Genomic DNA, 26,572 nt, shown 5'->3' with positions numbered 1-26,572 from the left:
CGGTAGCTCCCGGGGCGGCGGGGCTTTCGGGCCGGTTTGCCTCGGAAAAGGTCGCGTTGCTGTGTCATGGTCGTCACTCCTTCGGCGCCGGCTTGCGGCGCGGTCGCAGGCGGAACGGGTTTCTCCGGAACGGGGACAGCGGCGGCGGGCGGGTCATGGTGGCGCCCCGCTGAACTGCTCGATAGCGGCAGCGATGCGATCCAGGCAGTCAGCGATGCCGCCAGCCTGTTCGTCGTGCGTGTCCCGGTCATTCATCCAGTGACCGTGCCGGAAAAGCTCCACGGCTGCGGCAAGCCTCGCGTCTGGAGAAGCATCCAGCCCCTGGGATTCGCACGCAGCGGAAACCGTGCGGATGCTGTCGTTCAGGCTCGGCGCGCTCATCTCGTGGCGTGGGCTCTGGCTGCGGATCGTCCCCATGGGATGCCTCCTGTTGTGGTCCAGGTGTGGTCCAGGTGGTCCAGGTGTGGTCCAGGCACCTGGACCACCACAAGTGGTTGTTTTTCCTGGCCAACTGGGCTTCTGGTCCAGGTGGTCCAAGATCCGGGGCACTTTTCCAACTTGTTCCCCCCAGGGGCCAATCTGGGCCTTTGGATACTTTTTGAAATTCTTTGGACCACCTGGACCACCTGGACCACCAACCGTAAGTAGCTGTTTAAAAATGCCTTTTTTTGGTCCAAGTGGTCCAGGCCAGGGTGTCGTGGCTGCATCGGTCGCGCCCAAGTCCGGGTCACTGGTCTGCCTCATCGGCCCATGGCCCTCGCTGGCGCAGCCGCAGTTCCATCGCTTCCCGCGCCGTGCTCAGGGCGGGGAGGCCGTAAAGCCTCGGGCGCGAGGACGCAGATGTGCGATGGCGCAGGCCGGTCCGTAGGCCGGGGCACAGCTCACGCAATTTCTTCGTGAGCACCGCCTTGCTGTCCAGGTGGCGGCTCCGGTGCGCGCGGCAGTAGCAGTTAAAGACTGCCTGTTCTTCGATGATTAGCGGCTTGTCCATTGGCCAAGCGGTCACTGCAACACGCCGAACCGGCCGACCGTGGGTGTCCGTATCCTCGATCTCGTGGGCAAACTCGCCGTCGGTCAGCGTGTCGATCCACCACTGAGTGATCGGGTCACTGGTCCTCACTTTGTGGTCCAGTTTCGATGCGCTCTGAATCTCAGGTATGGCGCGCACGTCGAACCGGGTGATGTCGCGGGCCATCAGGTAGTGGATGAAAGCCTCCTGACCGCCGTTGTGGATCTCACGCAGGAGCCCGTCGAAGTAGGCGGCGTCTCCCTTGTGCTTCTCATCCAGATCGAGAATCAGAAACCTGCGGTCGTCTATACCGACGGGAACCGCCCAGTCGTTATTGGTGGCGACGACGATGTGGGTGCAGTTCGCCGTCTTGAACTTGGGTACCCATTTGCGCTCCACCATCAGCGTGTCGTCGGTAATCGCGCTCTTGACCGGGCCTTCCGCGCTCCTGTTTCCGCCCCACAACGCCTCGTTCAGGAACACGAATACCGCCGTCGCCAGATGGTCGTTGAAGCCAACCAGATCCTCCGGCTTCGTCAGCATGCAGGCATGGTTTCCGTAATACCGGCTAAAGGTGTCGAACAGGATGTTTTTGCCGGTGCCCTCGCCAGACCGCAGGACAATGACGGTGCGCCCCTGCTCTCGCGGCTTTTGCACCATTCGCGCCAGCCAGTTGACGATGTAATCAAAGGCTTCAGAATTCCCCGCGCACCACACCTCCCCGATATGTTGCAAGATGCGTTCACAGTTGCCGGGCTTGGGTTTGAACTGGTGCCCGGCGTAGAGGTTGTAGGTGCCCCCGGCTGGTGGCATGTCCGTGCTGGCCTCAAGATTCGCGGCCGGCGCGAACACGGGCTGATCGTAGGAACGCCGCCACCGGCCCTGCTTCCAGTCCTGGAAGATCGGCTTCCACTCGATACGGGACTCCTTCCCTGTCTCGACAACGAACGGGATTTTCCGGTTGGCGGTGAAGGTCGCCATGGCCTCCGGGCTCGAGAACTTCGTTTCGATCTCGCCCGTATTCCCGTTCCGCTCTCGGTAGACCACGACTGGTTTGCCCTCGATCATCAGCATTCCGTACCGGGCGTTGAACGCTTCGCGCTCCTGCTTCCGGTAGGCTTTGATGAGCGCGGCCCCTTGTTCGGTGTTCGGATTGGCGCCAGCGGCCTCGTCGTAGGTAATCAGGCTCGACTTGGTTTTTTCCTTCTCGCCGTTTACCGGCTTTGCGCCACGAAACGCCTCGTCAACAAGATCGGGGTGATTGTTGAGGACGGCATCATTGATATCCTTCTCGCCGTTCGGTCCCCGCGCCAATGTCCCTCGATAAAGTTCAGTCACGGGGCATCCTCCATGATGGTCACACGGGGCGGCGCATAGTGCGCGGCAACCGCCTCTGCGACTTTTTGCAGCCGACTCGCGCCAAAGGCCACAACAGCTACGGCGTTGCCCCGATGCAGGTGGAAGCAGAAGGACGCGCAATCGGCCCATCCCTCGGCGACGATCCACGGCGCCCGCGCATCCAAGGTGTTCCCGAGCACCAGGCAGCCATCGCCCATCGAGCCGAAAGTCTGCTTGGCGCCGTCGGGATTGATTGCCTGAACCGCCAGGAGCTTTCCCACCAGAGTTCGGATCGGCACGATCAGGCAGTCAGAATCCCGCCCGATGATGCGTCCCGATGCTCGAGCGCGCCCGGCTCCGGCGGCCCAAGGAACTCCCTTCCGCCGGGCGTATGGATGTGAGCCCACGGCAGCATCATCTTTCCGTGCGGCCAGCCACGTTTCGCGAGCGTAGGCGGCCAGCCTGGAGGGCCCCGGGGCCTTCGTCGGCGGGCGTGGTGCCGGTTTCGGGGGCGGGTGTGTGCTGTCCATGCCGAGCGACTGCGCAACGGCCTGTAGGGCCTCGCTCGCGGTCCAGTCGAAGACGTGTTGTAACAGCGCGAACCCGTCGCCAGATACCGGCTCGCCACCGCCGTTGCAGTAGAAGCGGCCGATCTCCCGGTCATCGAACCGAAACCGATCCCGCCCACCGCAACCGGGGCACGGCCCATGACGATTGCGCAGTGCGGCCGGGTCGATCCCCAGCCCGGCCAGGATCTCGGGCCACCGGCCGCGGGCACGATCGCCGACGCTGGCGAAGGTGAATGCCGGTGCCGTCATGCCGCCACCTCCCGGTACAGTCGCTCCGGCAGCTCGCCAGTCAGCGTCACCGACTGCGCGGCCCGGCTCGTGGACACGTACATCAGTCGCGCGATCACGTCGGTTCGGGTGCACCGGCCGATGTCTCCCGCGTCGATAAACGCGTGCGCGTAGGTGCTGCCCTGGGATTTGTGGACGGTTGACGCGTAGACCGGACGCAGGTCGTGCAGCCACTCCTTCAGCCGGAAAAAGGCGCGCCACGCCGCGCGGCGGTCCCCGTCCACAGTGCGATCGCCAGCCCGATAGCGGCGCTGCAGCTCGTTGGCGGCTGCCACCGAAGCGGCTATCGCGCGCCGAGCGCCATCCCAGTCCGTCGGGACGTGCAGCTCGAGCACGCGATCGCGGTAGCGGACGGACACCAGCTCGCCGGCGAATGTGATCCCGTCCGCCTCGAAGTTCACGCGCTGGCTGCTCACAACCTCGACTTCGGCTTCGGTCGGCACTGCCACGCGGTCGCCGTCCTTGATTGCGGAATTCGCAATGAATCGCTCGCCGGGCAGGTGCGCCAATTCCTCGGCTTCGGGACCGATCAGGTGGCGCCGGACGGCCTGGTTCAGCTCCCGGACGGTTTGGTTCGTCCAGGCCAGCGCCCGGACCTCCGACGGGTCACTCGCCCGCTCGAACGCCTCGAGCATGCGCGCCAGGAACTCGCCTTCGGGCAGAACCCGAACTTCGCTTCCAAGCGCACGCACGCGCGGCATCGGGCTGCCGTCCAGCACGGCCCGAAACTCGTTCGCGATGGCGAGCACCGGATTGTCGAGGGCCTGCCGGTGGATGGTCGTCAGGTGGCTGGTTGGCACGCCGGCGAATACCGGACTCCGCGCCTCGAAAATCGGTGGGAGCTGGTACGCATCGCCGACGAACAGGACCTTGAACCGGAGGGTCCGCGCGTGACGCTCGATCGCGCCGAGCAGATCGGAGTCGATCATTGACGCTTCATCCACCACCACCAGCGAGCCCGGTTCAACCTCTGGGTCGCGGATTTGCTTCAGGGCGGTCCGGCCGGCGTTCTCATCGTCGCGCGGCTGGAGCCCCAACAGGGCGTGGATCGTCTTGGGCTCGGTGCCGGTCGCGAGCGCGGCGACTCTTGCGGCCTTGTTGGTCGTCGCCGTGATCTCCAAACGACGGCTGCACCGCCCCACGAACTCGCCGAGTAGGAATGTCTTGCCGCTCCCTGCCGGGCCGGCCAGCGCGTGCACGGGCTCGGTGCCCCGGTCGAACGCGATCAGTTCTTCCAGCGCGCGGGCCTGGTCCGGGCTCAGTTGGCGGGCTAGCGCCTGGTTATGCGTTGCGGCATAATGTCGGGGCCGGTGTCCATCGGCGATCCCACTATCTGCTCGATCCGCCCGGGGGCTGCCACCCCCGGGTCGGTGGTTTTGCGCGTCCATCACTCATCACCCGCAACCGGGCGCGTGGCGATCCAGGCCGCAATATCGCTCGATCGCCACGCCACAGCACGCGAGCCGATCCGAACCGGCCTCGGGAACGTGCCAGCGGCCATCGCCGCATAAATCGTTGCTTTGTGAGATATTCCGGTCGCCGCGAGTACTGCGGGCATCCGGAGTAAAGGGTCGCCGATCGGGCTCGGCTGCTCGGTGGGGCGGGGGGCACTACGGGTCTGCATGTGGGTCATGGGTGTCGCCTCGCTGTGAGTGGGCGACACCCATACTATTGTCACGACATCAGGCGAGTGTCCACGACCCTAAACTATTTTACCTATCCGTTTCGCAATACCTGTGCTTCCTAACTATCGGACAGCCGCCGCGCTACCTGCCCGTATCGGAACGACGTTCGCCGCTGGATCGCGCAGCCCGTCCAGATAATCGGCCCAGCTTTGCAGCATCTCCCGGCGCTGATCGAGGAACGTGACCCGGTTGTAGGCACGGCCATTGGCGTCGCGTACCGCGTGCCCGAGTTGCATTTCTACGTAGCGCTCATCCCAGCCCAGGCGCTCGACCAGGATGGTGCGGGCCATGGCTCGAAAGCCGTGCGCACTCATCTGGTCCTTGTACCCCATTCGGTGCAGCGCAGCATTCACGGTGTTTTCACTCATCGGCCGGCCGCGGCCGCGTGCACTCGGGAACACATACGTCCCAAGCCCGGTCAGCGGTTGCAGTTCCCGCAGGATCTCCACCGCCTGCGTCGGTAGCGGCACCAGCAGTGGGATTCCGCCCTTGCTCGGACGATAGTTCCATTCAGCGGCATCCAGGCGCAGGCTCGCCCATTCCATTGTCCGCATCTCCCCGGGGCGGACGAACAGGAGCGCGGACAGCTTCAGCGCGGCCACGGTGGGGGGGTATCCGGTGTATCCGTCGATGGCGCGCAACAGCCCCGGTAGTTCGGAGGGGTCGGTCACGGCCGGATGGTGGCGTGTCTCGGCGCTGGCCAGCAGCCCCTTCAGATCGGCGGTTGGGTCGCGCTTCGCTCGGCCGGTGGCGATCCCATACCGGAATACGTGCCCGAGCAGGGTCTTGACCCGGTGGCCCGTCTCCAGCTTGCCGGCCTTCTCGATGCCGCGCAGCAGGGCGAGCACGTCTGACGGCTCGATCTCCCCGATGGCACGGCGGCCGATCTTGGGGAACACGTAGCGCTCGAGCCGACGCAGGTTGCGTCCGGAGTGCGTTGCCACCACGGCTTTCTGGTGCACCGCCTCGAACCATTCCCGCGCCACGGCCTCGACGGAGCGCTGGCCCGCCCGAGCCTGCGCGCGTTTCTCGGCCTGCCTGCGCGTGCTGGGGTCGATCCCCTTGCGCAGCAGGTCGCGGGCATCGTCCCGGGCGGTTCGGGCCGCCTTCAGGCGGACGGCGGGGTAGGTGCCCAGGCTCATCAGCTTCGCCTTGCCAGCGAACTTGTAGCGGAACCGCCAGCGTAGCGCCCCAAACGGCGGCACCTCGATGAAGAGCCCGTGTTCATCGTAGCGTTTGAACGGGCGTTCCCCGGGCTTCAGGGCGCGGATTTCGGCGTCTGTGAGGGGCATAGTGGGGTAACTCCCTTTTCCGCTCGACCAGTTACCCCACAAGTTACCCCTATCCCTCGGGGTAACTCAAGCGACCGCTCTGGACCTCCTGCGACCTTACAGGCATAAAAAAAGCCGCTTTTTCAGCGGCTTGGTGACTTCTTTGAACCTTGTCAGAACGTTAAATGGTGGCCAGGGACGGAATCGAACCGCCGACACGGGGATTTTCAATCCCCTGCTCTACCAACTGAGCTACCTGGCCGGTATACCGCGCGGGATCGCATCGCTGCGAAGGGGCGTATTAAACCGGTCGCCGCGTCGGGCGTCAAGCCGGTGCAGATCGCAGACCGGCTCCCGACGGCGGCCGCGACTTGATCCTACTTCGCCTGATCGGGGTCGACATAGCCTTCCGGCTTCGCTGCCCCGCCCTTGAAGAAGAATTTTTCCATCTCCTCCTCAAGGAACTTGCGGGCCTTGGGATCCACCGGGCTCAGCCGATACTCGTTGATCAGCATGGTCTGGTGCCGAAGCCAGGTCTGCCAGGCTTCCTTCGAGACGTTCGCGAAGATTTGCTTGCCCAGTTCGCCGGGATAGGTCGGGTAGTCGAGCCCCTCGGCCTCTTTGCCCAGGTACACGCAGTTAACCGTTCGTGCCATCGTGCGGGGTCCCCTGATCTCTCAGAAAGCGGGCGATCGGCGCCGGGAGGCCGACCGCATTCGAAGACGCCGGGTTATACCAGATCGTGCTCTGCCCTTCCATGATCCCCCAGGGGACAGTGGGGAGCCGGAACTCCAGGATGCGCAGGTCGAGGCGGTAGTGGCTGAACGCATGCGCGATCCGCGCCGACGCCGCCCCCTGCTCACGCGCCTCAGCCCAGCGCGCAGTGATCCGATCGACCAGCTGCTCGCGCTCGTCGGCTTCGGGGAGGCTGTACAGGCCGCCCCAGATTCCGCTGGGGGCGCGGCGCTCGAGCAGGATTCCGGCGGGGGAACGCACCAGCGCGGCCCAGCGCGTGCGCGTGGGCATCGCCCTGCCGGGGCGCGGAGCGGGCAGTTCCGCCACCCGGCCCTGCAGCCGTGCCCGGCAGTCGCCGGCGACCGGGCACCGGCTGCAGGCCGGGCGGCTACGGGTACAGACCAGAGCTCCCAGGTCCATCATCGCCTGCGTGTAATCGGCGGCACGGGATTCCGGCACCAGCGACTCCGCGATCGACCACAACGCCGACGCGACGCGTGCCTGCCCTGGCCAGCCATCGACGGCGCGATGGCGCGCCAGCACGCGGCGGACGTTGCCGTCGAGGATCGCCATCGGGCGGTCGTAGGCCTGGGCCAGGATCGCGGCTGCGGTCGACCGGCCGATGCCGGGAAGGGCTTCGAGCGCTGCTGGATCCTGCGGCAACTGGCCGCGGTGGCACTCGATCACGATCCGCGCGGCACGGTGCAGGTTTCGGGCGCGGGCGTAGTAGCCAAGCCCCGACCAGAAATGCAGCACTTCGTCGATGGGCGCGTCCGCAAGCGCCGACAGGTCGGGGAAACGATCGACGAAGGCCGTGAAGTAGGGGATCACGGTCTCGACCCGGGTCTGCTGCAGCATGATCTCGGAGACCCAGACGCGGTAGGCCGTCCGCGGATGCTGCCACGGCAGCTCGTGCCGTCCGTGGCGATCGAACCAGGCAAGCAGGCGCGAGGCGAAGCTGCTGTTCACCGCGGCGCGTCCGCGGCGGCTGCGTGTTCGCGGGCGGCGCGCTCGATGTTTCCGACGCTGTCACGCAGTTCGGACAGGATCCGCATCCGGACCAAAGAAGCGCCCAGCAGGCGCGGCACCCGGAAATCCGGCTCGAAAAACCCGTAGATCCGGATTCTTGCGTGCTCCGGATTCCCGGCACCGGGTTCGATCAACCAGGAGAACTGGCCACGCCGGACCCGGCTGAGGTCCGGCACCGTGACGGCGGAGGACCAGCCGCCGGGGACCTCCCGAATATCGATGGTGTGTTCGAGTTCCCGGCACACGAACAGGATACAGCCCCGCATCAGGGTGAAGACCCGTTCCGTACCGCTTTCGCCTCCCTCGATCTGCCGGCTGGCCACCACCAGCGGAAACACGCGGTCGAGGCGCTCGTAGTCGTGCACCACCGCGCGCACATCGTCGGCCGCGGCGTCCACCAGCGCGTCGAGGCGGAACTCCACACGGGCACCGTCGAATGCCACATGGACGTCGGACACGCCGCCTGAGGCGGGCATTGGCCACAGCACGAGCACCAGCGACAGGGACCACCACGGCAGACGGTGCATTGCTGGCTAGCGAAGACGATCCCGCAGGCGCTGCAACTCATCCTCGATCCGGGACCCGGAAGGCGTTTCGGCTGGGGCCGCCGGATCGGCGTCGGCATCAGCGTCAACATCGGCATCACGATCCTCGACCCCGAGCCGTTCCAGCAGACGTTCCTGCAGCCGCCCCGCCTCGCGCCGGACGCGGTCCTCGACGCGTTCCCGGACCACATCGTCGAGGTCGAGCCGGAAGCGTGGTTCGGCGAAGGCTCCGGTGATGCGGATGGGCAGGTTGACTCCGCGCAGGTCGTCGAGGCTGCGCCCCCCCTGCCCCTCGATCGTGGCCACCAGCGTCGCGTCGACGCGGTAATCGAGCGCCTGCTCGGGAAGATCTGCCGAACCGCGCCCCGTGGCCCGCAGTAGCGGCGAACTGGCCGCGAGATCGTCGTTGTGCACCACGCCATCGACGATCCGGAAGCTGCCGCTCAGTTCGGTAAAGTCGGTCTGGTTGGGCTCGCCGTCGTCCTCAGGCCTTTCCCCCCGCAGCCGTGCATCGGCCTGGCGGATGATCCTGGCGATGTTGATTCCGCGGACCGCACCGTCGGCGAAGCGCATATTACCGCTGCCATTCAGGCTGGAGGTCAGCGCCCCGACACTGGCACCGGCGGCGGTGACGTCCAGTGCCAGGTTGCCGGTACCGATCAGACGGCTTTCATCCTGCCTGAACGCCGCCAGCAGCGGCTCGATCGCGACCCCGGTAAGCGATACCGCCAGAGCGTAGCGAGGCACCTCTGCGCTCGCATCCGCCGTGGCCTGCCCCTCGATCCTGCCTTCGTACCCGCGCCCGCTGAAAGGCTCAACCTTCCACTCGCCATCGCGGGCCCGCAGATTGATCTCGATCGACTCCAGAGTCAGGCCCAGCAGCGTCAGCGTGCCCAGCGTCAAGCGCCCGTCCAGGTCGACTGCGCGCATCAGTTCCGCCGGAAGATCTACCGGGACGTCAACCTCTTCGGGAACCGGGGGGGCGCCGGGCGGCGGCTCGGCCTCCGATACCCGTGCCTGTTCGACCTCGGGTGGCAGATAGCGGTCCAGATCGAGCCGATCCCCTTCCAGCCTGAAGCTCAGGGCCGGCCGCGCCTCGGCAAACCGGACACCGGCGTTGCCCCGCAGCGTCGACTCATCGACCGTGATCCGCAGCGGATCGAGCGCCAGCTCGCGGGCGTTGCCCGAAAGCGCGAGTTCCAGCTCCATGCGCTGCAGCGCCGAAGGATCGGCGGTGTCCGGGGCAGGCAGCCCCAGCTCGGAGAGCAGCAGGCGCGGGTTGAAAACGTTGCTGCGCAGCCGCCCATCGAATACGACGGCCTCGCGCCCCAGCTCGCCGATTTCCAGGTCCCCAGCCAGCTCCATGCCTCCAAGTGCCGCGGAAAGATCCTCGATACGGACCACTCCCGTGGCCAGGTCCAGGGATACATCGGTGGTCAGGCGAGAATGCAGCAACCCGGCCACACCGCGCAGTTGCAGTTCCAGGTCGGATGCCAGGCCGCGCAGTGCATACTGTTGGGCCGCAGGATCGGCGTTCAGCAGCGCGTCGAGCCGCACATGCATCGCGCCGGCCATTTCGCCCTGCTGTTCCAGCCGAGCCGAACCATCCAGCTCCAGCGGCGCATCCGCCCCGGGCCGGAACTGCCGCAGCCGCAGGTTCGCGGGGTCCAGCACCATGCGCGTACCCGCCTGGCGATCGTCCCATTCGACCCGCACCCGGGTCAGATCGACGCCTGCCACGGAAAAATCGCCCAGCACGGCGCGCTCGGGATCGCCGCGCTCGGTGCCGGCATCGGGCGGCGCGGTTTCTCCGGCCAGCCGTTCGACCAGGTCGTCCCAGTTGTTGCGGCCGTCCTGTTCGCGCGTCAGCGCAACGGACACGCCATCGGCGTCGATATGCAGCACCTCCAGTTCCCGGCGCAGCAGCGGCAGCACCGCGACTGCGACATCGACCGATTCGGCCTCGGCGAACGGGACATCACCGAATTCCGGCGCATTGGCAAGGCTGACGCCCTCGAGGCGCAGGCCGATCGCGGGAAACAGCGTCAGGCCGATGTCGCCGGCAAGGCGAAATTCGCGCCCGGTCGCTTCGGTGACCTGCTCCTCGATGCGCTCACGGTACGCGCCGGGGTCGAAGGTGGCCACCAGGTACACTGCAACCACCGCCGCGAGCAGCACCACGACGCCGAGCAGGCCCAGCAGACGGAAAAGCCATTTCATTTCGGTTCTCCCGATTGAGGTTCCGCGACCCAGCTTCCGCTGCGGCCACCGTGTTTCTCGAGCAGCCGCACAGCGTCGATGCGCATCCCACGGTCGACCGCCTTGCACATGTCGTAGACGGTCAGCAGCGCGACACTGACCGCAGTCAGCGCCTCCATTTCCACCCCGGTCTGGCCCTGCACCTCGCAGGTGGCCTGCACCCGTATTCGGTCCGTGCCGGTATCGAATTCGAGCGCCACCCGGGTGAGTCCGATCGGATGGCAGAGCGGGATCAGGTCTCCGGTTCGCTTGGCCGCCATGATCCCGGCGACCCGCGCCACGCCGAGAACATCCCCCTTTCGGTGATCTCCGGCGCGGAGGGTTGCCACAGTCTCGGGTTTCATGTGGATCACCCCCTCGGCAATCGCGACCCGGTGGCTGACCGGCTTGGCGCCGACATCGACCATATGCGCCCGACCCTGCGCGTCAAAATGTGTGAGTTCGCTCATCACCGCTATAATGCTCGACAGATCCGTCGATGTGTAGGTCCGTATCGTGACGATTACCGTGCATTACTTCGCCCGGCTGCGCGCCGACGTCGGCCGGGCAAGCGACGAGGTGCCATCGGGCGACGGCATCGCGACAGTCGCCGACGTCTGGCAACACCTGCACCGGGCACCACCGCCACCGCGGCTGATGGCCGCGGTGAACCAGGCGCACGCCCGCCTCGACAGCCCCGTCGCCGACGGCGACGAGGTCGCGTTCTTTCCCCCGGTCACCGGCGGGTAGACCGATGGCCGTACAGCTTCATGCCGAGCCGTTCGATCCCTGGGCGGTGATCCGGGAACGCGAACGCGGGCTGCCGCTGCACCGACTGGGCGCAGCGGCCGTGTTCGTCGGGCGCATGCGCGATTTCAACGACGGGCGCGAGGTGCGCGGGATGTTCCTCGAACATTACCCGGGAATGACCGAGCGCGAACTGGAACGGATCGTCGCCGAAGCCGAGGCAAAGTGGCCATTGGAAGCCTGCGAGGTGGCGCACCGGGTCGGTGCGATCGAACCGTCCGACACGTTGGTGCTGGTTGCCGTCTGGTCGGCCCACCGGGTCGCGGCCCGCGACGCCTGTTCCGAAATCCTGGAACGCCTGAAGCACGAAGCCCCTTTCTGGAAGCGCGAGCGCCTGCCGGACGGCAGCGAACGCTGGGTAGAACAGAACACGCCGGGCCGCTGAGCGGCCCTGCCCAACGGCCCGCTGCCCCGACGCCTCCGCTATTGAAGCATCAGGAAGAACGCACCGTCACCGCGCTGGATGTTCAATAGCAGCCCGCCCCGGCCAGCCTGGGCCGCTGTGCGGAGGTCGTCCAGCTCGCTGACCTCGCGCCGGTTGATCGACAGCACCACGTCGCCCTCGCGCAGGCCGGCACGAGCCGCCGCCGAACGCGGCTCGACCGCGCTGATCGCGATGCGCGGTTCACCGTCGCGCTGCAGCATGCGGGCGAACTGCGCGCCAGCGAGCCGGGCATCGATCGACGCGCCGTCGATCTCCTGGCGCTGCGGCGCCTCGATACGGGCGACCACGAACTGCTCCCGGCCATTGCGCAGGACGCGCAGCCGGACCTCGGTCCCGACGCGCAGCAGCCCGATGCGGTTGCGCAGGTCGGTCGCGTTGCGCACCGGACGGCCGTCGGTCTCGAGCACCACGTCGCCGGAACGCAGCCCCGCGCGGTCGGCGGGCGAACCGGGCTCGACGCGGGTCACGACCGCCCCGCTGGACACCTGCAGCGAGAAGGCCTGGGCCAGATCCGGCGTCAGGTCCTGGACCGCGATCCCGAGCTGCCCGCGGGTCACCGCGCCATCGGCGATCAGATGTTCCTGGACCTGACGGGCCATGTTGATCGGAATCGCGAAGCCGATGCCGATGTTGCCGCCACCGCGGGCCAGGATCGCCGTATTGATCCCGACGAGTTCGCCGCGCAGATTGACCAACGCACCGCCCGAATTGCCGGGATTGATCGACGCGTCGGTCTGGATGAAATCCTCGAAGCCCTCGACGCCGAGACCGCTGCGCCCCAGCGCGCTGACGATCCCGCTGGTGACCGTCTGCCCCAACCCGAAGGGATTGCCGATCGCAACGACGAAGTCGCCGACTCGAAGCGCGTCGGAGTCGGCGAACGGCAGCGCCTGCAGGCGGTCGGCCTCGATGCGGATCAGCGCGATGTCCGTCTCGCGGTCGGCACCGATCACCTCGGCATCGTAACGGCGCCCGTCGTGCAACGTGACCACGATCTCGTCGGCACGCTGGATCACATGGTTGTTGGTCAGGATCAGCCCCTGACCGGCGTCGACCACCACACCGGATCCCAGGCCCTGCCGGATGCGCTCGCGCTGCTGCGACGGGAGGTCGAAGAAGCGGCGGAAGAACGGGTCGTCGAACAGCGGGCTGACCGGTTCCACCACCAGCGCGCGGGTGGCGACGTTCACCACCGCGGGGACCGTGCGCTCCAGCATCGGCGCCAGGGTCGGCAGCGGCTCGCCATCCACCGCAGCAGGCAGCTGTGCCTGAACCGGCACGGCCGCCAGCAGCAGCACCAGAACGGCCAGGAATGTCTTCGCCATCATCGTTGCACTCCGCATCCAGGATACGAACACGACACGAACCGAGCGCGGCCGCGCGACCGGCCGCGTTCACGCCACGCGGCGCACCGGCCTCAGGGCCTCAGGGCTGCAGCCCTTCCCGGGGCCGGAACGAGGACACCCGCGCCATCTCCTCGTACCACTGGCCCGCCTCTGCGGCCGGCGGAACCGCGATCATCAGCCGCAGGTACAGGTCGCCCGGGGTCTTGCCCGGAAGCCCGCGGCCCTTCAGGCGCATCACCTTGCCGGACTGCGAGCCAGCAGGAATCTTCAGCTTGACCGTGCCCTGGGGCGTCGGCGCCTCGATGGTCGCCCCGAGGGCCGCCTCCCAAGGCGTAATCGGGACATCCCGATGGAGGTCGCGGCCTTCCAGCCGGTAGCGCGGATCCGGGCGCACCCGGATCTCGAGCAACAGATCGCCGGCAGACCCGGCGCCCATCCCCGGGGCGCCCTGCCCCCGGACGCGCAAGCGCGTGCCATTGTGTGCGCCCGGGGGAATCCGGACGCGCCGGCCCTCGCCGGCGGCACCGTTCACCGTCAGCTCGGTGCCATGCAGCGCCTGCTCCAGACTGATCTCGGCGACTGCCGAACGATCCGCCCCGCGGGCACGGAAACCGGGTCCGGCGCGGCGCCCCCCGGGGCGGCCGCCGAACATCGAATCGAAGAAATCGGAGAAGCCGTCGAAGCCTCCGTCCGCGCCGGCGCCCCGCGCACCCGACCGGCCGGCCCAGCCCGGAGGCGGCCGGAAGTCCTGGCCCGCGCGCCAGTCGGAACCAAGTCGGTCGTAGGCGGCACGGCGTTCCGGATCACCGAGCACCTCGTTGGCCTCGTTGATCTCCTTGAACCGCGCTTCGGCGTTGGCCTCCTGGCTCACGTCCGGATGGAACTTGCGCGCCAGGCGCCGGTAGGCCTTCTTGATCTCGTCCTGGCTGGCGCCGCGGCCCACGCCGAGGATTTTGTAGTAGTCCCTGAAGTGCATCGGCGGGTCAGTTGTCCTCGTGGCTCACTGGGCAGAAGCCCTCATGATTGATCCGGAACACCGGCCGCGCAAACACCCGCACAGCCGAAGGTGCGCCGACCGGAGTTTCGGGCGGCGCACCCTGTTGCTGCACCCGCGGAGCGGGCGCGTCAGCCTTCCACCGTGATCCGGCGGGGCTGCACCTGGGCGTGCTTCGGAATGCGGACTTCCAGGACACCATTCTGGCAGCGCGCCGAGATGTTGTCGGAGTCGGCGGTGTCGGGCAGCGAGAAGCGCCGGAAGAACGTGCCGCGGACGCGCTCGATGCGCTTGTAATTCTCGCGCTCTTCCTTGCTCTCGTGACGCCGTTCGCCGCGGATCGTGAGCACGCCGCTCTCCATGTGCACCTCGATGTCCTTCGGGTCGACGCCGGGCAGGTCGGCGTGCAGCACGTAGCCGTCCGACTCCTCGCGGATGTCCACGGCCGGGCTCCAGTCCGCGGTGATCGCCGGCTCTTCGCGCTGATCCGAGCCCTGCATGCGCTCGAGTTCGCGCGACAACTGGTTCAGCAGGCTCCAGGGTTCGTAACGCATCAGTGCCATGATTCCACCTCCAGGGGTCTCTAGTTTTTCCTGTCACGAGAGTGGGGCCGCAGACGCGCTTTTCAAGGCCTCGAACCGGCGCTATTCGACGTTCTGGATCTGTTCGCGCATCTGCTCGATCAGCACCTTCATCTCCATCGCCGCCTGGGTCGTCAGCAGATCGTGTGACTTGGAACTCAGGGTGTTCGCCTCACGGTTGAACTCCTGCATCAGAAAATCGAGCCGCCGGCCCACCGGCTCGTCGCGCTCCAGGATCTCCCGCATCGCGGCCACGTGGCCGTCGAGTCGATCGAGCTCCTCGTCCACGTCGAGCCGCTGCGCGAGCAGCGCCACCTCCTGCTCGAGACGCTGGGGATCCAGTGTCAGGTCCAGTTCCCCGATCCGCGCCTGCAGCCGTTCGCGCTGTTCCTGCAGCACTTCGGGACGGCGCTCGCGCACCTGCGCTGCCAGACCGGCGAACGCGTCGAGCCGCTGCTGCAGCGATTGGCGCAGCACGTCGCCTTCGGCCGCCCGCATCGCCCGCAAATCGTCGATCGCCGCCCGCAACGCCTGCAACACTCGCTCGCGGAGAGCATCGGCATCGGGGCTGACCGACGACTCGAGCACGCCAGGCCAGGCGAGGATTTCCAGCGGCGAAACCCGGGCTCCGTTGACCATCATGTGGTCGACCTCGCCGATGGCGCCGATCAGTGCCTTCGCGCGAGCGGCGTCGAACGCGATCTGAACATCCGCCCCGGTCGCCTCGACGCGCAGCTGGGCGTCGATCTTGCCGCGCGCGATGGCCTGCTGAATCGCGGCCCGCAGCTCCGGCTCCAACTCGCGCAGCCCCTCCGGAAGCTGCAGGCGAAGGTCGAGGTAGCGATGATTCACGCTGCGCAGCTCCCAGACCAGCAACTGGCCCTCGACCTCGAGTGCGTGGCGCGCGAATCCGGTCATGCTGGCGGTCATCTGGCCTCCTCTGGCAACGAGTTCGTGATACGAAACGGCCATTGTAGCCCCGCAGGCGTCGCGGCTCCCGTATACTTGCGGGTTTCATTCACGTTCCAAGGACTGCTCATGCGCCCCAGCGGCCGCCAGCCGGATCAGTTGCGTCCGGTGCGATTCACCCGACATTTCACCCGCCATGCCGAAGGTTCGGTGCTGGTCGAATTCGGCGACACCCGCGTGCTGTGCAACGCCACCGTCGAGTCCCGCGTGCCCCCGTTCCTGAAGGGCAAGGGCCGCGGCTGGGTCACCGCCGAGTATGGCATGCTGCCGCGCGCGACCCATGACCGCATGGCGCGCGAGGCGGCACGCGGCAAGCTCGGGGGCCGCACAATGGAGATCCAGCGCTTGATCGGCCGGGCGCTGCGCGCGGTCGTCGACCTCGAGGCGCTGGGCGAGCGCCAGGTCATCATCGACTGCGATGTACTACAAGCAGACGGCGGCACCCGCACTGCCGCGATCAGCGGCGCCTATGTCGCACTGCGCGACGCGGTCGCGCACTGTCTGAAGACTGGTGTACTCAAGCGCAACCCGGTGCACGGACAGCTCGCCGCGATCTCCGTGGGCATTTATCAGGGCGTTCCGGTGCTGGACCTCGACTACGACGAGGACTCGCAGGCGGAGACCGACATGAACCTGGTGATGAACGAGGCCGGCGGCGTGATCGAGATCCAGGGCACCGCCGAGGGCCATGCGTTCCGCCGCGATGAACTCGACGCAATGCTGGAACTCGGCGAGCAAGGCATCCGCGAAATCATCGCTTGGCAACAGGAAGCGCTGGCCGCATGAACGGTGCCGCGCGCCCCGACCGACAGACCACGAAGCAAGAGAACCGATGAACATGACCCCCCTCGTGCTGGCCTCTGGCAACCCCGGCAAGATCCGCGAGTTCACGACCTTGCTGCAGCCGATCGGCATCGAGCTGATTCCGCAGTCGCATTGGTCGGTCCCGGAAGCAGAGGAGACCGGGCTGACCTTCGTCGAGAACGCGATCCTGAAGGCCCGGAACGCGGCACTGCACACCGGCATGCCCGCGCTGGCCGACGACTCCGGAATCGAGGTCGACGCGCTGAACGGGCAACCGGGCATCTATTCCGCGCGCTATGCCGGCCCGGATGCCGACGACCAGGACAACAACGAGAAGTTGCTCGAGGCGCTGGCGGGCGTGCCGCGGCCGGAGCGCACCGCTCGCTTCCGCTGCGTGATGGCCTTTCTCACGCATGCCGAAGACCCCTCGCCGATCCTGGCCGAGGGGACCTGGGAAGGCCTGATCGCGACCAAGCCCTCCGGCCACGGAGGCTTCGGCTACGACCCGATCTTCATTCTCCCGCAGTACGGGCGCACCTCGGCAGACGTGCCGGAGCAGGTCAAGAACCGGCGCAGCCATCGGGCCCAGGCACTGAACTCGATGGTTGCACAGCTGACCCGGCGCATGGCGCACGGCTGATGCCCGCGGGCGCCGCCCGCTGCACCCACCCGGTTCAGCGCACCGCTTCCAGATCGAGGCCATGACGGACTCCGCTGCAGGCATCGCCGGCGGAACCGCCCGATCCGGCACCGGATCGCCGCTGCGTTATCCGCCGCCGCTCGCGCTCTACGTGCACCTGCCCTGGTGCCTGCGCAAGTGCCCGTACTGCGATTTCAACTCGCACGAGGTCCGCGGTGCGCTTCCCGAGGAGGCGTACGTCGACGCCCTGCTGAAGGATCTCGAGTCCCAGCTCCCGGCAATCTGGGGCCGCCGGCTCGAGAGCATCTTCATCGGCGGCGGCACCCCCAGCCTGTTCTCGCCCCAGGCGATCGAAAGCCTGCTCGCCGGCCTGCGCGCGCGCCTGCCCTGGCGCCCGGATCTCGAGATCACGCTGGAGGCGAACCCCGGAACCGCCGAACGCGGATACTTCGCCGGCTACCGTGACGCGGGCGTGAACCGCCTGTCGCTGGGAATCCAGAGCTTCGACCCCGCCGCGCTGGAGCGGATCGGCCGGATCCACGACGATGTCGATGCGCATGCGGCCATTGCCCAGGCGCGCGCTGCCGGCTTCGAGCGCCTGAACCTGGATCTGATGTTCGGGCTGCCCGGACAGTCGCTGGAGCAGGGCCTGACCGACCTCCAGACCGCGGTGGCCGTGGATCCGGGCCATATCTCCTGGTACCAGCTGACGCTCGAACCCAATACGCTGTTCGCGCACCGGCCGCCGCCGCTGCCGGCCGACGAGACGATCGACGAGTTGTTCGCGCGCGGACACTCGCTCCTGCAGGCCGCGGGCTATACTCGGTATGAAGTCTCGGCCCATGCAACGGCGGGCAACGAATGCCGGCACAACCTGAACTACTGGGAGTTCGGCGACTACCTCGGAATCGGGGCGGGCGCGCACGGCAAGCTGACGGACGCGGCGGACGGAACCATCCGACGCCTGACGAAACCGCGGCAGCCCGAAGCCTACCTGCGCGATCCTGCCGCGATCACCGCGACCCCGGTCGCACGCGAATCGCTGCCCTTCGAATTCATGCTCAACGCGCTGCGTCTGACTGGCGGCGTCCCGGCAGCGATGTTTCGCGAACGCACCGGACTGCCGCCAGAGAGGCTCGCTGCGCGGCTGGAACAGGCACGCGCGCGCGGCCTTTTGAGTCGCGACCCCGATCAACTCCGCGCCACCCCGCTGGGCCTGCAATTCCTGAACGACCTGCTGCAAATCTTCCTGAGCGATCATGACCCGACCCGTTGAATTCGTCAGCTTTCCCTGTCCCTGGTGCGGCGAGCCGGGCGAGACCAGTGTCGATATGGTCAGCGGGGAACGGGAATGGGTCGAGGACTGCACGGTCTGCTGCTCGCCGATCGTGTTTCGGCGCGTCGACTCAGGCTCTGGCGAGGAGCCCGAAATCGCGGTCTGGCGGGAGGGGGAATGACGCAGGCACCACCCTACGCGCCGATGGACTGCGCGCGGTATTCGGAGCTGGAGCTGGCCATCGTGCGCCGGCGCGCGCTGCGCTTGCGCTGGGTCGGCCGGGCGATCACGCATCTCGAGGTGGTCTACCCCGAGGATCTGCGCACGCGGCGCCATGCCGAGTTCCTGCTGCTACGCGACCAACTGAACCGGCGCCGCTTCGTGCGGCTGGACCGCATCGTCGAGTTTTCCGAACTGGAGCGGCGCTGACGGCAACCCCCGGCGCCTCAGGCGCGGCGCATCATGTCGAAGAAATCGGCATTGGTCTTGCTGGACTGCATGCGCCCAAGCAGGAATTCCATCGCCTCGAGATCGTCCATGCCGTGCAGGAACTTGCGCAGGATCCAGAGCTTCTGCAGCTCGTCGGGCTCGGTCAGCAGTTCTTCGCGCCGGGTGCCGGAGCGGTTCACGTTGATCGCCGGGTACACACGTTTTTCGGCGATACGGCGATCCAGATGGATCTCCATGTTGCCGGTGCCCTTGAACTCCTCGTAGATCACCTCGTCCATCTTGGACCCGGTGTCGACCAGCGCGGTGGCGAGAATGGTCAGGCTGCCGCCTTCCTCGATGTTGCGCGCGGCGCCGAAGAAGCGCTTGGGCCGGTGCAGCGCGTTCGCGTCGACGCCGCCGGTGAGCACCTTGCCCGAACTCGGCACCACGGTGTTGTAGGCGCGCGCCAAGCGCGTGATCGAATCCAGCAGGATCACCACGTCGCGCTTGTGTTCGACCAGGCGCTTGGCCTTCTCGATCACCATTTCGGCGACCTGCACGTGCCGGGTGGCCGGTTCGTCGAAGGTGCTGGACACCACCTCGCCCTGCACCATCCGGGTCATTTCGGTGACCTCCTCGGGCCGCTCGTCGATCAGCAGCACGATCAGGTAACTGTCCGGGTAGTTGGTCGCGATGCTTTGCGCGATGTTCTGCAGCATCAGCGTCTTGCCGGCCTTCGGCGGCGACACGATCAGTCCGCGCTGGCCCTTCCCGAACGGCGCGACCATGTCGATCACGCGCGCGGTGATGTCCTCGGTGGAGCCGTTGCCACGCTCCATGCGCATGCGCTGGTTCGGGTGCAGCGGCGTCAGGTTCTCGAACAGCACCTTGTGCCGCGCGTTCTCCGGCGGCTCGAAATTGATCTTCGAGACCTTCAGCAGCGCGAAATAGCGTTCATTGTCCTTCGGTGGGCGAATCTTGCCCGAAATGGTATCGCCGGTGCGCAGACCGAAGCGCCGGATCTGGCTGGGCGAGACGTAGACGTCATCCGGGCCCGCAAGGTACGAGCTGTCCGCGCCGCGCAGGAATCCGAAGCCGTCGGACAGGATCTCCAATACACCGTCGCCGAAGATCGGCTCGCCGGTCTTGGCGTGGGCCTTCAGCAGCGCAAAGATGATCTCCTGTTTTCGTGCCCGCGACATGTTGTCGATGCCCTGGGACTCGGCAAACGCCACGAGCTCGGCAGCAGTTTTCTGCTTCAGTTCGGTCAGATTCATGGAGGGGGCGCTGTCGTCAACGTAAGTAGGTACAGGATCGCCAGGCGAAGGTCGGATCGCGACGGGCTTGGCAGGGGAGGCAGGGGCGCCCCTAAGCGGGCGCACGTGCGGAATATAGGCGAGCTTGGCGTTCCAGGCAAGCCTTTGCGCCAGACCGCACAGGCCCGGCGCCGGGAGCACCGGCCGCTTAACGCGGCCGGTTGGTCGGATCAGAGATGCTGGTCGAGGAAGGCGGTCAGTTGCGATTTGCTCAGTGCGCCGACCTTGGTCGCCTCGACGTCGCCATCCTTGAACAGCATCAGCGTCGGGATCCCGCGGATCCCGTACCGAGGCGGCGTTCCGGGGTTCTCGTCGATGTTGAGTTTGGCAACCTTGAGTTTGCCGTCGTATTCTTGCGCAATCTCGTCCAGGATCGGGGCGATCATCTTGCACGGGCCGCACCATTCGGCCCAGTAGTCGACCAGCACGGGCCGGTCCGATTTGAGAACGTCCGCCTCGAAACTGGCGTCCGAGATATGATGAATGTTTACGCTCACTCCGAATCCTCGTCATTGGGCTGCGGGGCGCGGAACGCGGGTCCGCTTACGCCCGCTACTATCGAACACAATCGCAGGTGAATTCAAGTGAACCGGCTGTTTCTGCCCCTGGAAGACTCATGACCGAAGCGACTCCGGAACGCACCCGCTGCGCCGATCTCGACCTGCCCGAACCGGTCCTGCAGGGCATCCGCGAGGCCGGCTTCGAATACTGCACGCCGATCCAGGCACTGACGCTGCCGATCGCGCTGGCTGGCCACGATGTCGCCGGCCAGGCCCAGACCGGGACGGGCAAGACGGCGGCCTTTCTGCTGGCGGCCTTCGACCGGCTCCTGCGGCGCGACCCGCCTGAAGGCCGGCGCCACAACGACGTGCGTATGCTGGTGCTGGCGCCGACACGCGAACTCGCGATCCAGATCCACAAGGACGCTCTGCTGCTGGGCGCCCACACCGGCCTGAAATTCGCGCTCGCCTACGGTGGCACCGGCTACGAACGGCAACGCGAGGAGCTTCAGGCGGGGGCCGACGTGCTGATCGGCACCCCGGGCCGCATCATCGACTACCACAAGCAGCGCGTGTTCGGCCTGAAGCGCGTCGAGGTCGTGGTGCTCGACGAGGCCGACCGCATGTTCGACCTGGGCTTCATCAAGGACATCCGCTACCTGCTGCGGCGCTGCTCGCCACCAACCGAGCGCCAGTCGATGCTGTTCTCGGCCACGCTGTCCTGGCGGGTGATGGAACTGGCCTACGAGCACATGAACAACCCGGAAAAGGTTCAGGCGCAGGCCGAGACCGTGACCGCGGACCGGATCCGCCAGGTCATCTACTACCCAGCCAACGAGCAGAAGATTCCGTTGCTGATCGGCCTTGCCCGCAAGCTGCAGCCCGAGCGCGCGATCGTGTTCGTGAACACCAAGCACTGGGCCGAGCGTGTCTGCGACTGGCTGAACGCCAACGAACTGAAAGCCGCGCTGCTCTCCGGCGACGTGCCGCAGACCAAGCGCAGCCGACTGCTGTCCCAGTTCGCCGAAGGCAAGTACCGCTATCTCGTTGCGACCGACGTGGCCGCCCGCGGCCTGCACATCCCGGACGTGACCCATGTGTTCAACTTCGATTTGCCACAGTCCGGCGAGGACTACGTGCACCGCATCGGCCGGACCGCCCGCGCCGGCGCGGAAGGTGACGCCATCAGCTTCGGCTGCGAAGATTCCGCATTCTATCTGCCCGACATCGAGACCTACCTGGGCCGCCGCATCCCGACCGAAATGCTCTACCCCGAGGATCTTCCGGCGGATTTGAAGCGCCCCCCTCCGCGCGCGCGGCGCAAGCCCGACGAACGCCGGGGGCGCGCGCCGCGTGGCAGCGCCCGGGAAGGTGGCCGAACGCCGGACCGCGGACCGGGCAGGCCCGGTGGAGGCCGGCGGCCGCGCCGCCCCGCCCCCAGCTCCTGATCCGCCCGTCCGGCGCCAAAAGCCGCCCGCAACCGCGCCCGACCTACCACCCCGGCCCGGGCCGCCAAAGGGACCGTGAACGCGCATGGACAGCGCCCATGGCCCGACAGAAACACCCCCGCTCACATCATCCGGAGCGGGGGCATCACCAGGAGCCGCACCAATCCAACAGGCTCCCAGGCTCGGCACGGATCGAAGAGTCGCCTACTCAGGTTCCGGCCGGCACCGGGGAAGTGCCAAGTGAGACCCCACCAACTGTCTTGGCCAGCGGCCACCCTCGATGATGAAAGAGACGTAGGGCGGAAAAGGCCGAAGGCCGTCATCCGCCATCCAGCGCCGGGGTTGCCGCAGGCGCCAGGGAGGCGCGAACGCCGAGCGGCGGATGACGCTGCGCTTTTCCGCCCTACAGGACACCCCGGACGCGCGCCTCGGGTTCTTTCACGCTAACGCAAAAACGGCCGCGTATGCGGCCGTTCACGTTGCCGTTGGGCTCAGGGCCGCTTGGGCGTGGTGTATGGGGCTTCTTTCTGAAACGATTCCCAGATGGTGTCGTACCCCACATAGCCTTTTTCGTTCGGCGCCTTCTGCCGCGTGGTCAGGAAACGCGTCTTGCCCTCGGGAACGGCCGGGCGCTTCTTTGGGGTTGCTTGACTCATGCTTCACCTCGTCTCACTGGAAAAGGGGGGAATGAAAACACCGATGTCAGCCCCCCACGCTCACTGACAGACCGGAACTTTCGCAACGCTGTACGGGCAGGCGCGGTTGCGGGCAGAGAGTTCATGCGCGCGTTCGCCGCGGCCGATCCCCTCTGGCATGCGGCACGCACCGCCATCCGATGTCACCGTGTCGGGCTTCGCTCGCGCGCAGCCGCGACCCCGTCCTTGTGCTTCAGATGGGCACCGCGCGCCCGCCGCTCACTTCGGGGCCCGTCTCCACCTTGCCGCCATGCTCGATCTCTTCGTCAGTCGCATCACGCACCAACTGAATCTCGAGCTTGAAGATCACTTCCCTGCCGCATAGCGGGTTGTTGCCGTCGATGGTGATCGTCCTCGCGTCCACGCGGGTCACCAGGAAATTCTTGGTCTGACCTCTATCGTTTTCCATCAGGATCGCGGTACCTACCTCGCGATATTCTTCAGGAACGTTCTCGATGCGATCGGTAATCACCAGAGACTCATCGCGCGGCCCGTAAATCTCGTTGCAGTCGATCGGCACTTCAATGGTATCGCCCGCGGATTTGCCTTCCAACTCGGCCATCACCCGCGGCGCAAGAATCTCGTTGACGCCATGCACGTAGCCTAACGGAAATTCGACCAGCGTCAGAGTCTGGCCCGATTTCGCGTCGATGACCTTGTAGGTCAGCTCCACGTACTTGTTCGGCTCGATTACGTCTTTTGTCATTGCTCAGCCTGCACTGTCAGAAAATGGACGCGCCAAAGATGCGCACTTCTCCCTGCTCGTAGCCAAGCACCATCCGTCCGAGCCACTCGCCTTCCTTCTTGTTGCTTCGGACCCGGTACAACACCGTCACGTGTTCGCCACGGCGGATGATCCCAAGGTAGTCCCAGTCCTCGCTCAGGTTACGCGTCAGTTCGCTCTTCGCGAACTGCTTGCCCACTTCCACCTCGTTGAGGCCGAACAGCAGGTTGTAGGAGAACTTCCGGACGAACTTCCCGTACTGGCCCTTGTTGGAATACTTGACCAGGTCGCCCCACATGGGGTGGGCGATTTCGGTGATCTGGTCATCGGAAAGCTCGGTAATATTCGTTGACGTCTCCTTCGTTACCGGAGCGTCACCTGCAGTCGTCATGTCAAAAGAGCCCTGTAATCAGTCGCGGACGGAACGGCCAGCAAGGACCGGCGCGCATCGGCGCCGGCCCTTGCCGCTCCTGCCAAGGGCGGCGGGGCCGATCCCGGCCCCGCCGCGGCTTCCGGTCAGTCGTCCTTGCCGACCAAGTGGTAGCACGGTGCCTTTTCCATGGTGTACTCGCCCGTCTTCGGATCGCGACGGGAGACGGTCAGCACATGCCAGTTCTCGTCGTCGAGTTTCATCGCGTCGCCACGGTAGTAGTAACCCGGCCAGCGCGTTTCCTTGCGGAACAGCGTGTGATGGAACACGCTTTCGGCAGTGCGAAAACGGTGCTTGAGTTCCCAGGCACGCAGCAGCTCGTGGACGTCCTCGGCGGCCAGCTTCTCCAGATCCTCTTCGAGAACCTTCATCTTCTTGAGTCCGATGTGGAGCAGCTTTTCGTTGGTCATATAGCTGACCGTCACGCCACCGCAGTATTCGTCCATCAGCTTCTGCAGGCGGTCCAGGCCCTGCCGCGGATTGATGAAGTTCGGGTTCACCGAGCCGGCAACCACTTCATTGTGGTAGACCTTGTAGTGCTCCATCGGCATGTAGATCTCTTCCTTCAGATCGTTGATCTGCTTGTCGGAGACCCGGATGCCCTGCGCCTTGCCGTCATCGATGTACTTGCACGCAGCCTTCGCGGCCAGACGCCCTTCGGTGAACGAGCCGGACGAGAACGCGTGCGGGGTGCCGCCCACCGCGTCGCCAGCGCCGAACAGGCCTTCCACGCTGGTCATGCGGTTGTAGCCCCAGAAATACTCGGGGGGCGACACGTCCTCGGGCCCGGAGCACCACGCGCCACAACCGGTGGCGTGAGAACCCATCACGTACGGTTCCGACGTGGTCAGCTCGGGGTTTTCGTTCTTCGGATCGACGTCGGTCGCCGCCCACAGCACGGCCTGGCCAACGGTCATTCCAAGGAAGTTCTCCCAGCCCACTTCTTCGAGATGCGGATCCTGGAAGGCTTCCATCGTGATCATGTGAATCGGGCCACGACCCGCGTTCACTTCGCTGATGAACGCATGGTTACGCAGGCAGGTCGGGATCGGGCGATGCGTCCGGTGCGACACTTCCGGATCCAGGTATTCCTTGCCGACCATTTCCTGCAGCTCGGGCCACCACTTGGACTCGTACTCTTCACCCAAACCATTCTGCGTGTAGGTCTTCAGGTGCAGGAAGTACGCGCCCACCGGGCCGTAGCCGTCCTTGAAGCGCGCCAGCACGATGCGGTTTTCCATCTGGGTCATCTTGGCGCCGGCGTTGATCAGCAGCCCATAGGCAGAGCCCGACGACCACGGCGCATACCATACGCGACCGGCACCCTCACCGACCGAACGCGGCTTGAAGATCATGGATGCGCCACCGGCACCGACGATCACCGCCTTCGACTTGAACACGTGGTAGTTCCCGGTGCGCACGTTGAAGCCAACGGCGCCGGCGACACGGTTTTCCTTGGATTCGTCCATCAGCAGGTGCGTAACGCAGATCCGGTTGTAGACCTGGTCCGCGGACTTCTTCGCAGCCTCGGCGACGATCGGCTTGTAGGACTCGCCGTGAATCATGATCTGCCAGCGCCCTTCGCGCTGATAGGCACCCGTCTTGGGATCGCGCATCAGCGGCAGGCCCCATTCCTCGAACTGGTGCACCGCGGAGTCGACGTGGCGCGCCATGTCGAACAGCAGATCTTCGCGCACCATACCCATCAGGTCGATGCGGGCGTAGCGAACGTGGTCCTCGGGGTTGTTCTCGCCCCAGCGGGTTCCCATGTAGCAGTTGATCGCGTACAGCCCCTGGGCGACCGCGCCGGACCGATCGATATTGGCCTTTTCGGCGATGATGATCTTCTTGTCCTGCCCCCAGTACCTGGCTTCAAAGGCTGCGCCCGTGCCGCCCAGGCCGGCGCCACAGACCAGGATGTCGATGTTGTCTTCGACGATAGTCTTGTAGGCCATTAGTAATACACCCCTTCTTTCAGCTTAAGGCCGGCGGTTTCCAGCGAATACAGATCCCCGTCATCCATCCGGATGTACTTGGGCTCATTGAACAGCAACTGGCTATCGCGAGCGGACTTGTCCGGCCCCGGCACGTCCGAAAGTTTCGGAATGTGCTTGCCCCAGGGCTTGGTCGTGATCGGCGACAGGAAGTTCTTTTCCCGCCCGTCCCGGAACTTGATTCTCCAGGCGATGGTGCCGCGCTCCTCGTCGCGATCCACGCGCACGCTGTGCCCAAGCGGGGCAAAGTCGGCGTAGCCGCGCACGTCGATGGCATGGTGCGGGCAAGCCTTGACGCAGGAGAAGCATTCCCAACACATGTTGGGTTCGATGTTGTAGGCGCGGCGATAGGTCTTGTCGATGTGCATGATATCGGACGGGCAGATATCAACGCAGTGCCCACAGCCGTCGCAACGGGTCATGTATACGAAAGTTGGCATGGAAATCCTCGATCAGAATGCGGTTGA

31 protein-coding genes, 1 tRNA gene and 1 pseudogene are annotated in these 26,572 nt (G+C 66.1%); 8 read left to right on the top strand and 25 right to left on the bottom strand.

Annotated features, from left to right (window positions below; all coding sequences use genetic code 11):
- Positions 1-153: 153 nt before the first annotated feature.
- From THITH_RS01515 to moaC, 13 genes and pseudogenes are all read right to left on the bottom strand, one after another.
- Positions 154-417 carry a hypothetical protein gene (locus THITH_RS01515; RefSeq protein ID WP_006746284.1) on the bottom strand — a complete coding sequence of 88 codons (264 nt, stop codon included), beginning with the start codon at positions 415-417 and terminating at the stop codon, positions 154-156.
- 310 nt (positions 418-727) lie between these two features.
- Positions 728-2,347: a DUF5906 domain-containing protein gene (locus THITH_RS01510; RefSeq protein ID WP_006746285.1), complete on the bottom strand. Its 1,620-nt coding sequence runs from the start codon at positions 2,345-2,347 to the stop codon at positions 728-730.
- Complete coding sequence (locus THITH_RS18890; RefSeq protein WP_232222320.1) at positions 2,344-2,628, bottom strand: hypothetical protein; 285 nt, start codon at positions 2,626-2,628, stop codon at positions 2,344-2,346. The genes THITH_RS01510 and THITH_RS18890 overlap by 4 nt, the downstream gene beginning before the upstream one ends.
- 333 nt (positions 2,629-2,961) lie before the next feature.
- Positions 2,962-3,165 (bottom strand): annotated as a pseudogene (locus THITH_RS18885) (primase-helicase zinc-binding domain-containing protein); the annotation flags it as partial.
- Positions 3,162-4,592 (bottom strand): ATP-dependent DNA helicase, encoded by a 1,431-nt coding sequence (locus tag THITH_RS01500; RefSeq protein ID WP_006746287.1) that lies wholly within the window; start codon positions 4,590-4,592, stop codon positions 3,162-3,164. The gene THITH_RS01500 and the pseudogene THITH_RS18885, both read right to left, overlap by 4 nt.
- Entirely contained in the window at positions 4,592-4,762 is a 171-nt protein-coding gene (locus THITH_RS17330) for a helix-turn-helix transcriptional regulator (protein ID WP_232222319.1), read from the bottom strand. Before THITH_RS17330 ends, THITH_RS01500 begins: the two co-directional genes overlap by 1 nt.
- Before the next feature lie 189 nt (positions 4,763-4,951).
- A complete protein-coding gene (locus THITH_RS01490; protein WP_006746289.1) occupies positions 4,952-6,181 on the bottom strand; it encodes a tyrosine-type recombinase/integrase in 1,230 nt (409 codons plus the stop codon).
- Between the two features lie 165 nt (positions 6,182-6,346).
- Positions 6,347-6,422, bottom strand: a tRNA-Phe gene (locus THITH_RS01485).
- Positions 6,423-6,537: 115 nt separating this feature from the next.
- A complete protein-coding gene (locus THITH_RS01480; protein ID WP_006746290.1) occupies positions 6,538-6,816 on the bottom strand; it encodes an oxidative damage protection protein in 279 nt (92 codons plus the stop codon).
- Positions 6,800-7,864, bottom strand: coding sequence for an A/G-specific adenine glycosylase (gene mutY / locus THITH_RS01475; RefSeq protein WP_006746291.1), 1,065 nt, complete (start codon positions 7,862-7,864; stop codon positions 6,800-6,802). Before mutY ends, THITH_RS01480 begins: the two co-directional genes overlap by 17 nt.
- The gene (locus THITH_RS01470; RefSeq protein ID WP_006746292.1) at positions 7,861-8,451 is read right to left on the bottom strand and encodes an SRPBCC family protein; all 591 of its coding nucleotides are present in this window, start codon (positions 8,449-8,451) and stop codon (positions 7,861-7,863) included. Before THITH_RS01470 ends, mutY begins: the two co-directional genes overlap by 4 nt.
- A 6-nt stretch (positions 8,452-8,457) precedes the next feature.
- Complete coding sequence (locus THITH_RS01465; protein WP_006746293.1) at positions 8,458-10,689, bottom strand: AsmA family protein; 2,232 nt, start codon at positions 10,687-10,689, stop codon at positions 8,458-8,460.
- Positions 10,686-11,177: a cyclic pyranopterin monophosphate synthase MoaC gene (moaC, locus tag THITH_RS01460; RefSeq protein ID WP_006746294.1), complete on the bottom strand. Its 492-nt coding sequence runs from the start codon at positions 11,175-11,177 to the stop codon at positions 10,686-10,688. The genes THITH_RS01465 and moaC overlap by 4 nt, the downstream gene beginning before the upstream one ends.
- 46 nt (positions 11,178-11,223) lie before the next feature.
- Here moaC and THITH_RS01455 point away from each other — a divergent pair, with 46 nt between their 5' ends.
- Together THITH_RS01455 and THITH_RS01450 are read left to right on the top strand one after the other, a co-directional pair.
- The gene (locus THITH_RS01455; protein WP_006746295.1) at positions 11,224-11,457 is read left to right on the top strand and encodes a MoaD/ThiS family protein; all 234 of its coding nucleotides are present in this window, start codon (positions 11,224-11,226) and stop codon (positions 11,455-11,457) included.
- Positions 11,458-11,461: 4 nt separating this feature from the next.
- Positions 11,462-11,899 carry a molybdenum cofactor biosynthesis protein MoaE gene (locus THITH_RS01450; protein ID WP_006746296.1) on the top strand — a complete coding sequence of 146 codons (438 nt, stop codon included), beginning with the start codon at positions 11,462-11,464 and terminating at the stop codon, positions 11,897-11,899.
- 38 nt (positions 11,900-11,937) lie between these two features.
- On the opposite strand, the gene THITH_RS01445 is transcribed toward THITH_RS01450, so the two are convergent.
- The 4 genes from THITH_RS01445 to THITH_RS01430 form a co-directional block, all read right to left on the bottom strand.
- Positions 11,938-13,287, bottom strand: a complete 1,350-nt coding sequence (locus THITH_RS01445; RefSeq protein WP_006746297.1) for a DegQ family serine endoprotease — start codon at positions 13,285-13,287, stop codon at positions 11,938-11,940.
- A 97-nt stretch (positions 13,288-13,384) separates the two neighbouring features.
- Complete coding sequence (locus THITH_RS01440; RefSeq protein ID WP_006746298.1) at positions 13,385-14,281, bottom strand: DnaJ C-terminal domain-containing protein; 897 nt, start codon at positions 14,279-14,281, stop codon at positions 13,385-13,387.
- A gap of 149 nt (positions 14,282-14,430) precedes the next feature.
- A complete protein-coding gene (locus THITH_RS01435) occupies positions 14,431-14,862 on the bottom strand; it encodes an Hsp20/alpha crystallin family protein (RefSeq protein ID WP_006746299.1) in 432 nt (143 codons plus the stop codon).
- Positions 14,863-14,943: 81 nt separating this feature from the next.
- Positions 14,944-15,810, bottom strand: coding sequence for a YicC/YloC family endoribonuclease (locus THITH_RS01430; RefSeq protein ID WP_006746300.1), 867 nt, complete (start codon positions 15,808-15,810; stop codon positions 14,944-14,946).
- Positions 15,811-15,918: 108 nt separating this feature from the next.
- Here THITH_RS01430 and rph point away from each other — a divergent pair, with 108 nt between their 5' ends.
- The 5 genes from rph (at position 15,919) to THITH_RS01405 (ending at position 18,998) form a co-directional block, all read left to right on the top strand.
- On the top strand, positions 15,919-16,635 hold the full coding sequence (gene rph, locus THITH_RS01425; RefSeq protein WP_006746301.1) for a ribonuclease PH: 717 nt from the start codon (positions 15,919-15,921) through the stop codon (positions 16,633-16,635).
- A 46-nt stretch (positions 16,636-16,681) separates the two neighbouring features.
- Entirely contained in the window at positions 16,682-17,293 is a 612-nt protein-coding gene (gene rdgB, locus THITH_RS01420; protein ID WP_006746302.1) for an RdgB/HAM1 family non-canonical purine NTP pyrophosphatase, read from the top strand.
- 61 nt (positions 17,294-17,354) lie between these two features.
- Complete coding sequence (gene hemW, locus THITH_RS01415) at positions 17,355-18,569, top strand: radical SAM family heme chaperone HemW (protein ID WP_006746303.1); 1,215 nt, start codon at positions 17,355-17,357, stop codon at positions 18,567-18,569.
- A complete protein-coding gene (locus tag THITH_RS01410; protein WP_025367174.1) occupies positions 18,553-18,750 on the top strand; it encodes a CPXCG motif-containing cysteine-rich protein in 198 nt (65 codons plus the stop codon). Before hemW ends, THITH_RS01410 begins: the two co-directional genes overlap by 17 nt.
- A complete protein-coding gene (locus tag THITH_RS01405; RefSeq protein ID WP_006746304.1) occupies positions 18,747-18,998 on the top strand; it encodes a transcriptional antiterminator, Rof in 252 nt (83 codons plus the stop codon). The genes THITH_RS01410 and THITH_RS01405 overlap by 4 nt, the downstream gene beginning before the upstream one ends.
- A 17-nt stretch (positions 18,999-19,015) precedes the next feature.
- Here THITH_RS01405 and rho read toward each other — a convergent pair whose 3' ends face one another.
- Positions 19,016-20,275 (bottom strand): transcription termination factor Rho, encoded by a 1,260-nt coding sequence (gene rho, locus THITH_RS01400; protein ID WP_006746305.1) that lies wholly within the window; start codon positions 20,273-20,275, stop codon positions 19,016-19,018.
- Between the two features lie 209 nt (positions 20,276-20,484).
- Complete coding sequence (gene trxA, locus THITH_RS01395; RefSeq protein WP_006746306.1) at positions 20,485-20,811, bottom strand: thioredoxin TrxA; 327 nt, start codon at positions 20,809-20,811, stop codon at positions 20,485-20,487.
- Between the two features lie 119 nt (positions 20,812-20,930).
- Here trxA and THITH_RS01390 point away from each other — a divergent pair, with 119 nt between their 5' ends.
- Positions 20,931-22,262, top strand: a complete 1,332-nt coding sequence (locus THITH_RS01390; protein WP_006746307.1) for a DEAD/DEAH box helicase — start codon at positions 20,931-20,933, stop codon at positions 22,260-22,262.
- A gap of 204 nt (positions 22,263-22,466) precedes the next feature.
- Here THITH_RS01390 and THITH_RS18880 read toward each other — a convergent pair whose 3' ends face one another.
- From THITH_RS18880 to aprB, 6 genes are all read right to left on the bottom strand, one after another.
- Positions 22,467-22,676 carry a hypothetical protein gene (locus THITH_RS18880; RefSeq protein ID WP_084222592.1) on the bottom strand — a complete coding sequence of 70 codons (210 nt, stop codon included), beginning with the start codon at positions 22,674-22,676 and terminating at the stop codon, positions 22,467-22,469.
- A gap of 77 nt (positions 22,677-22,753) precedes the next feature.
- The gene (locus THITH_RS18630) at positions 22,754-22,918 is read right to left on the bottom strand and encodes a hypothetical protein (RefSeq protein ID WP_006746308.1); all 165 of its coding nucleotides are present in this window, start codon (positions 22,916-22,918) and stop codon (positions 22,754-22,756) included.
- Positions 22,919-23,150: 232 nt separating this feature from the next.
- On the bottom strand, positions 23,151-23,663 hold the full coding sequence (locus tag THITH_RS01385) for an FKBP-type peptidyl-prolyl cis-trans isomerase (RefSeq protein WP_006746309.1): 513 nt from the start codon (positions 23,661-23,663) through the stop codon (positions 23,151-23,153).
- A 16-nt stretch (positions 23,664-23,679) separates the two neighbouring features.
- The gene (locus THITH_RS01380) at positions 23,680-24,072 is read right to left on the bottom strand and encodes a hypothetical protein (RefSeq protein WP_006746310.1); all 393 of its coding nucleotides are present in this window, start codon (positions 24,070-24,072) and stop codon (positions 23,680-23,682) included.
- 125 nt (positions 24,073-24,197) lie between these two features.
- Positions 24,198-26,066: an adenylyl-sulfate reductase subunit alpha gene (gene aprA / locus THITH_RS01375; RefSeq protein WP_006746311.1), complete on the bottom strand. Its 1,869-nt coding sequence runs from the start codon at positions 26,064-26,066 to the stop codon at positions 24,198-24,200.
- Positions 26,066-26,545 (bottom strand): adenylyl-sulfate reductase subunit beta, encoded by a 480-nt coding sequence (gene aprB, locus THITH_RS01370; RefSeq protein ID WP_006746312.1) that lies wholly within the window; start codon positions 26,543-26,545, stop codon positions 26,066-26,068. The genes aprA and aprB overlap by 1 nt, the downstream gene beginning before the upstream one ends.
- Positions 26,546-26,572: the final 27 nt, after the last annotated feature.

Origin of the sequence: Thioalkalivibrio paradoxus ARh 1 (assembly GCF_000227685.2) — a bacterium.
In the GTDB taxonomy this organism is placed as follows: Bacteria; Pseudomonadota; Gammaproteobacteria; order Ectothiorhodospirales; family Ectothiorhodospiraceae; genus Thioalkalivibrio; species Thioalkalivibrio paradoxus.
This window is presented reverse-complemented; position numbering and strand designations above follow the sequence as displayed.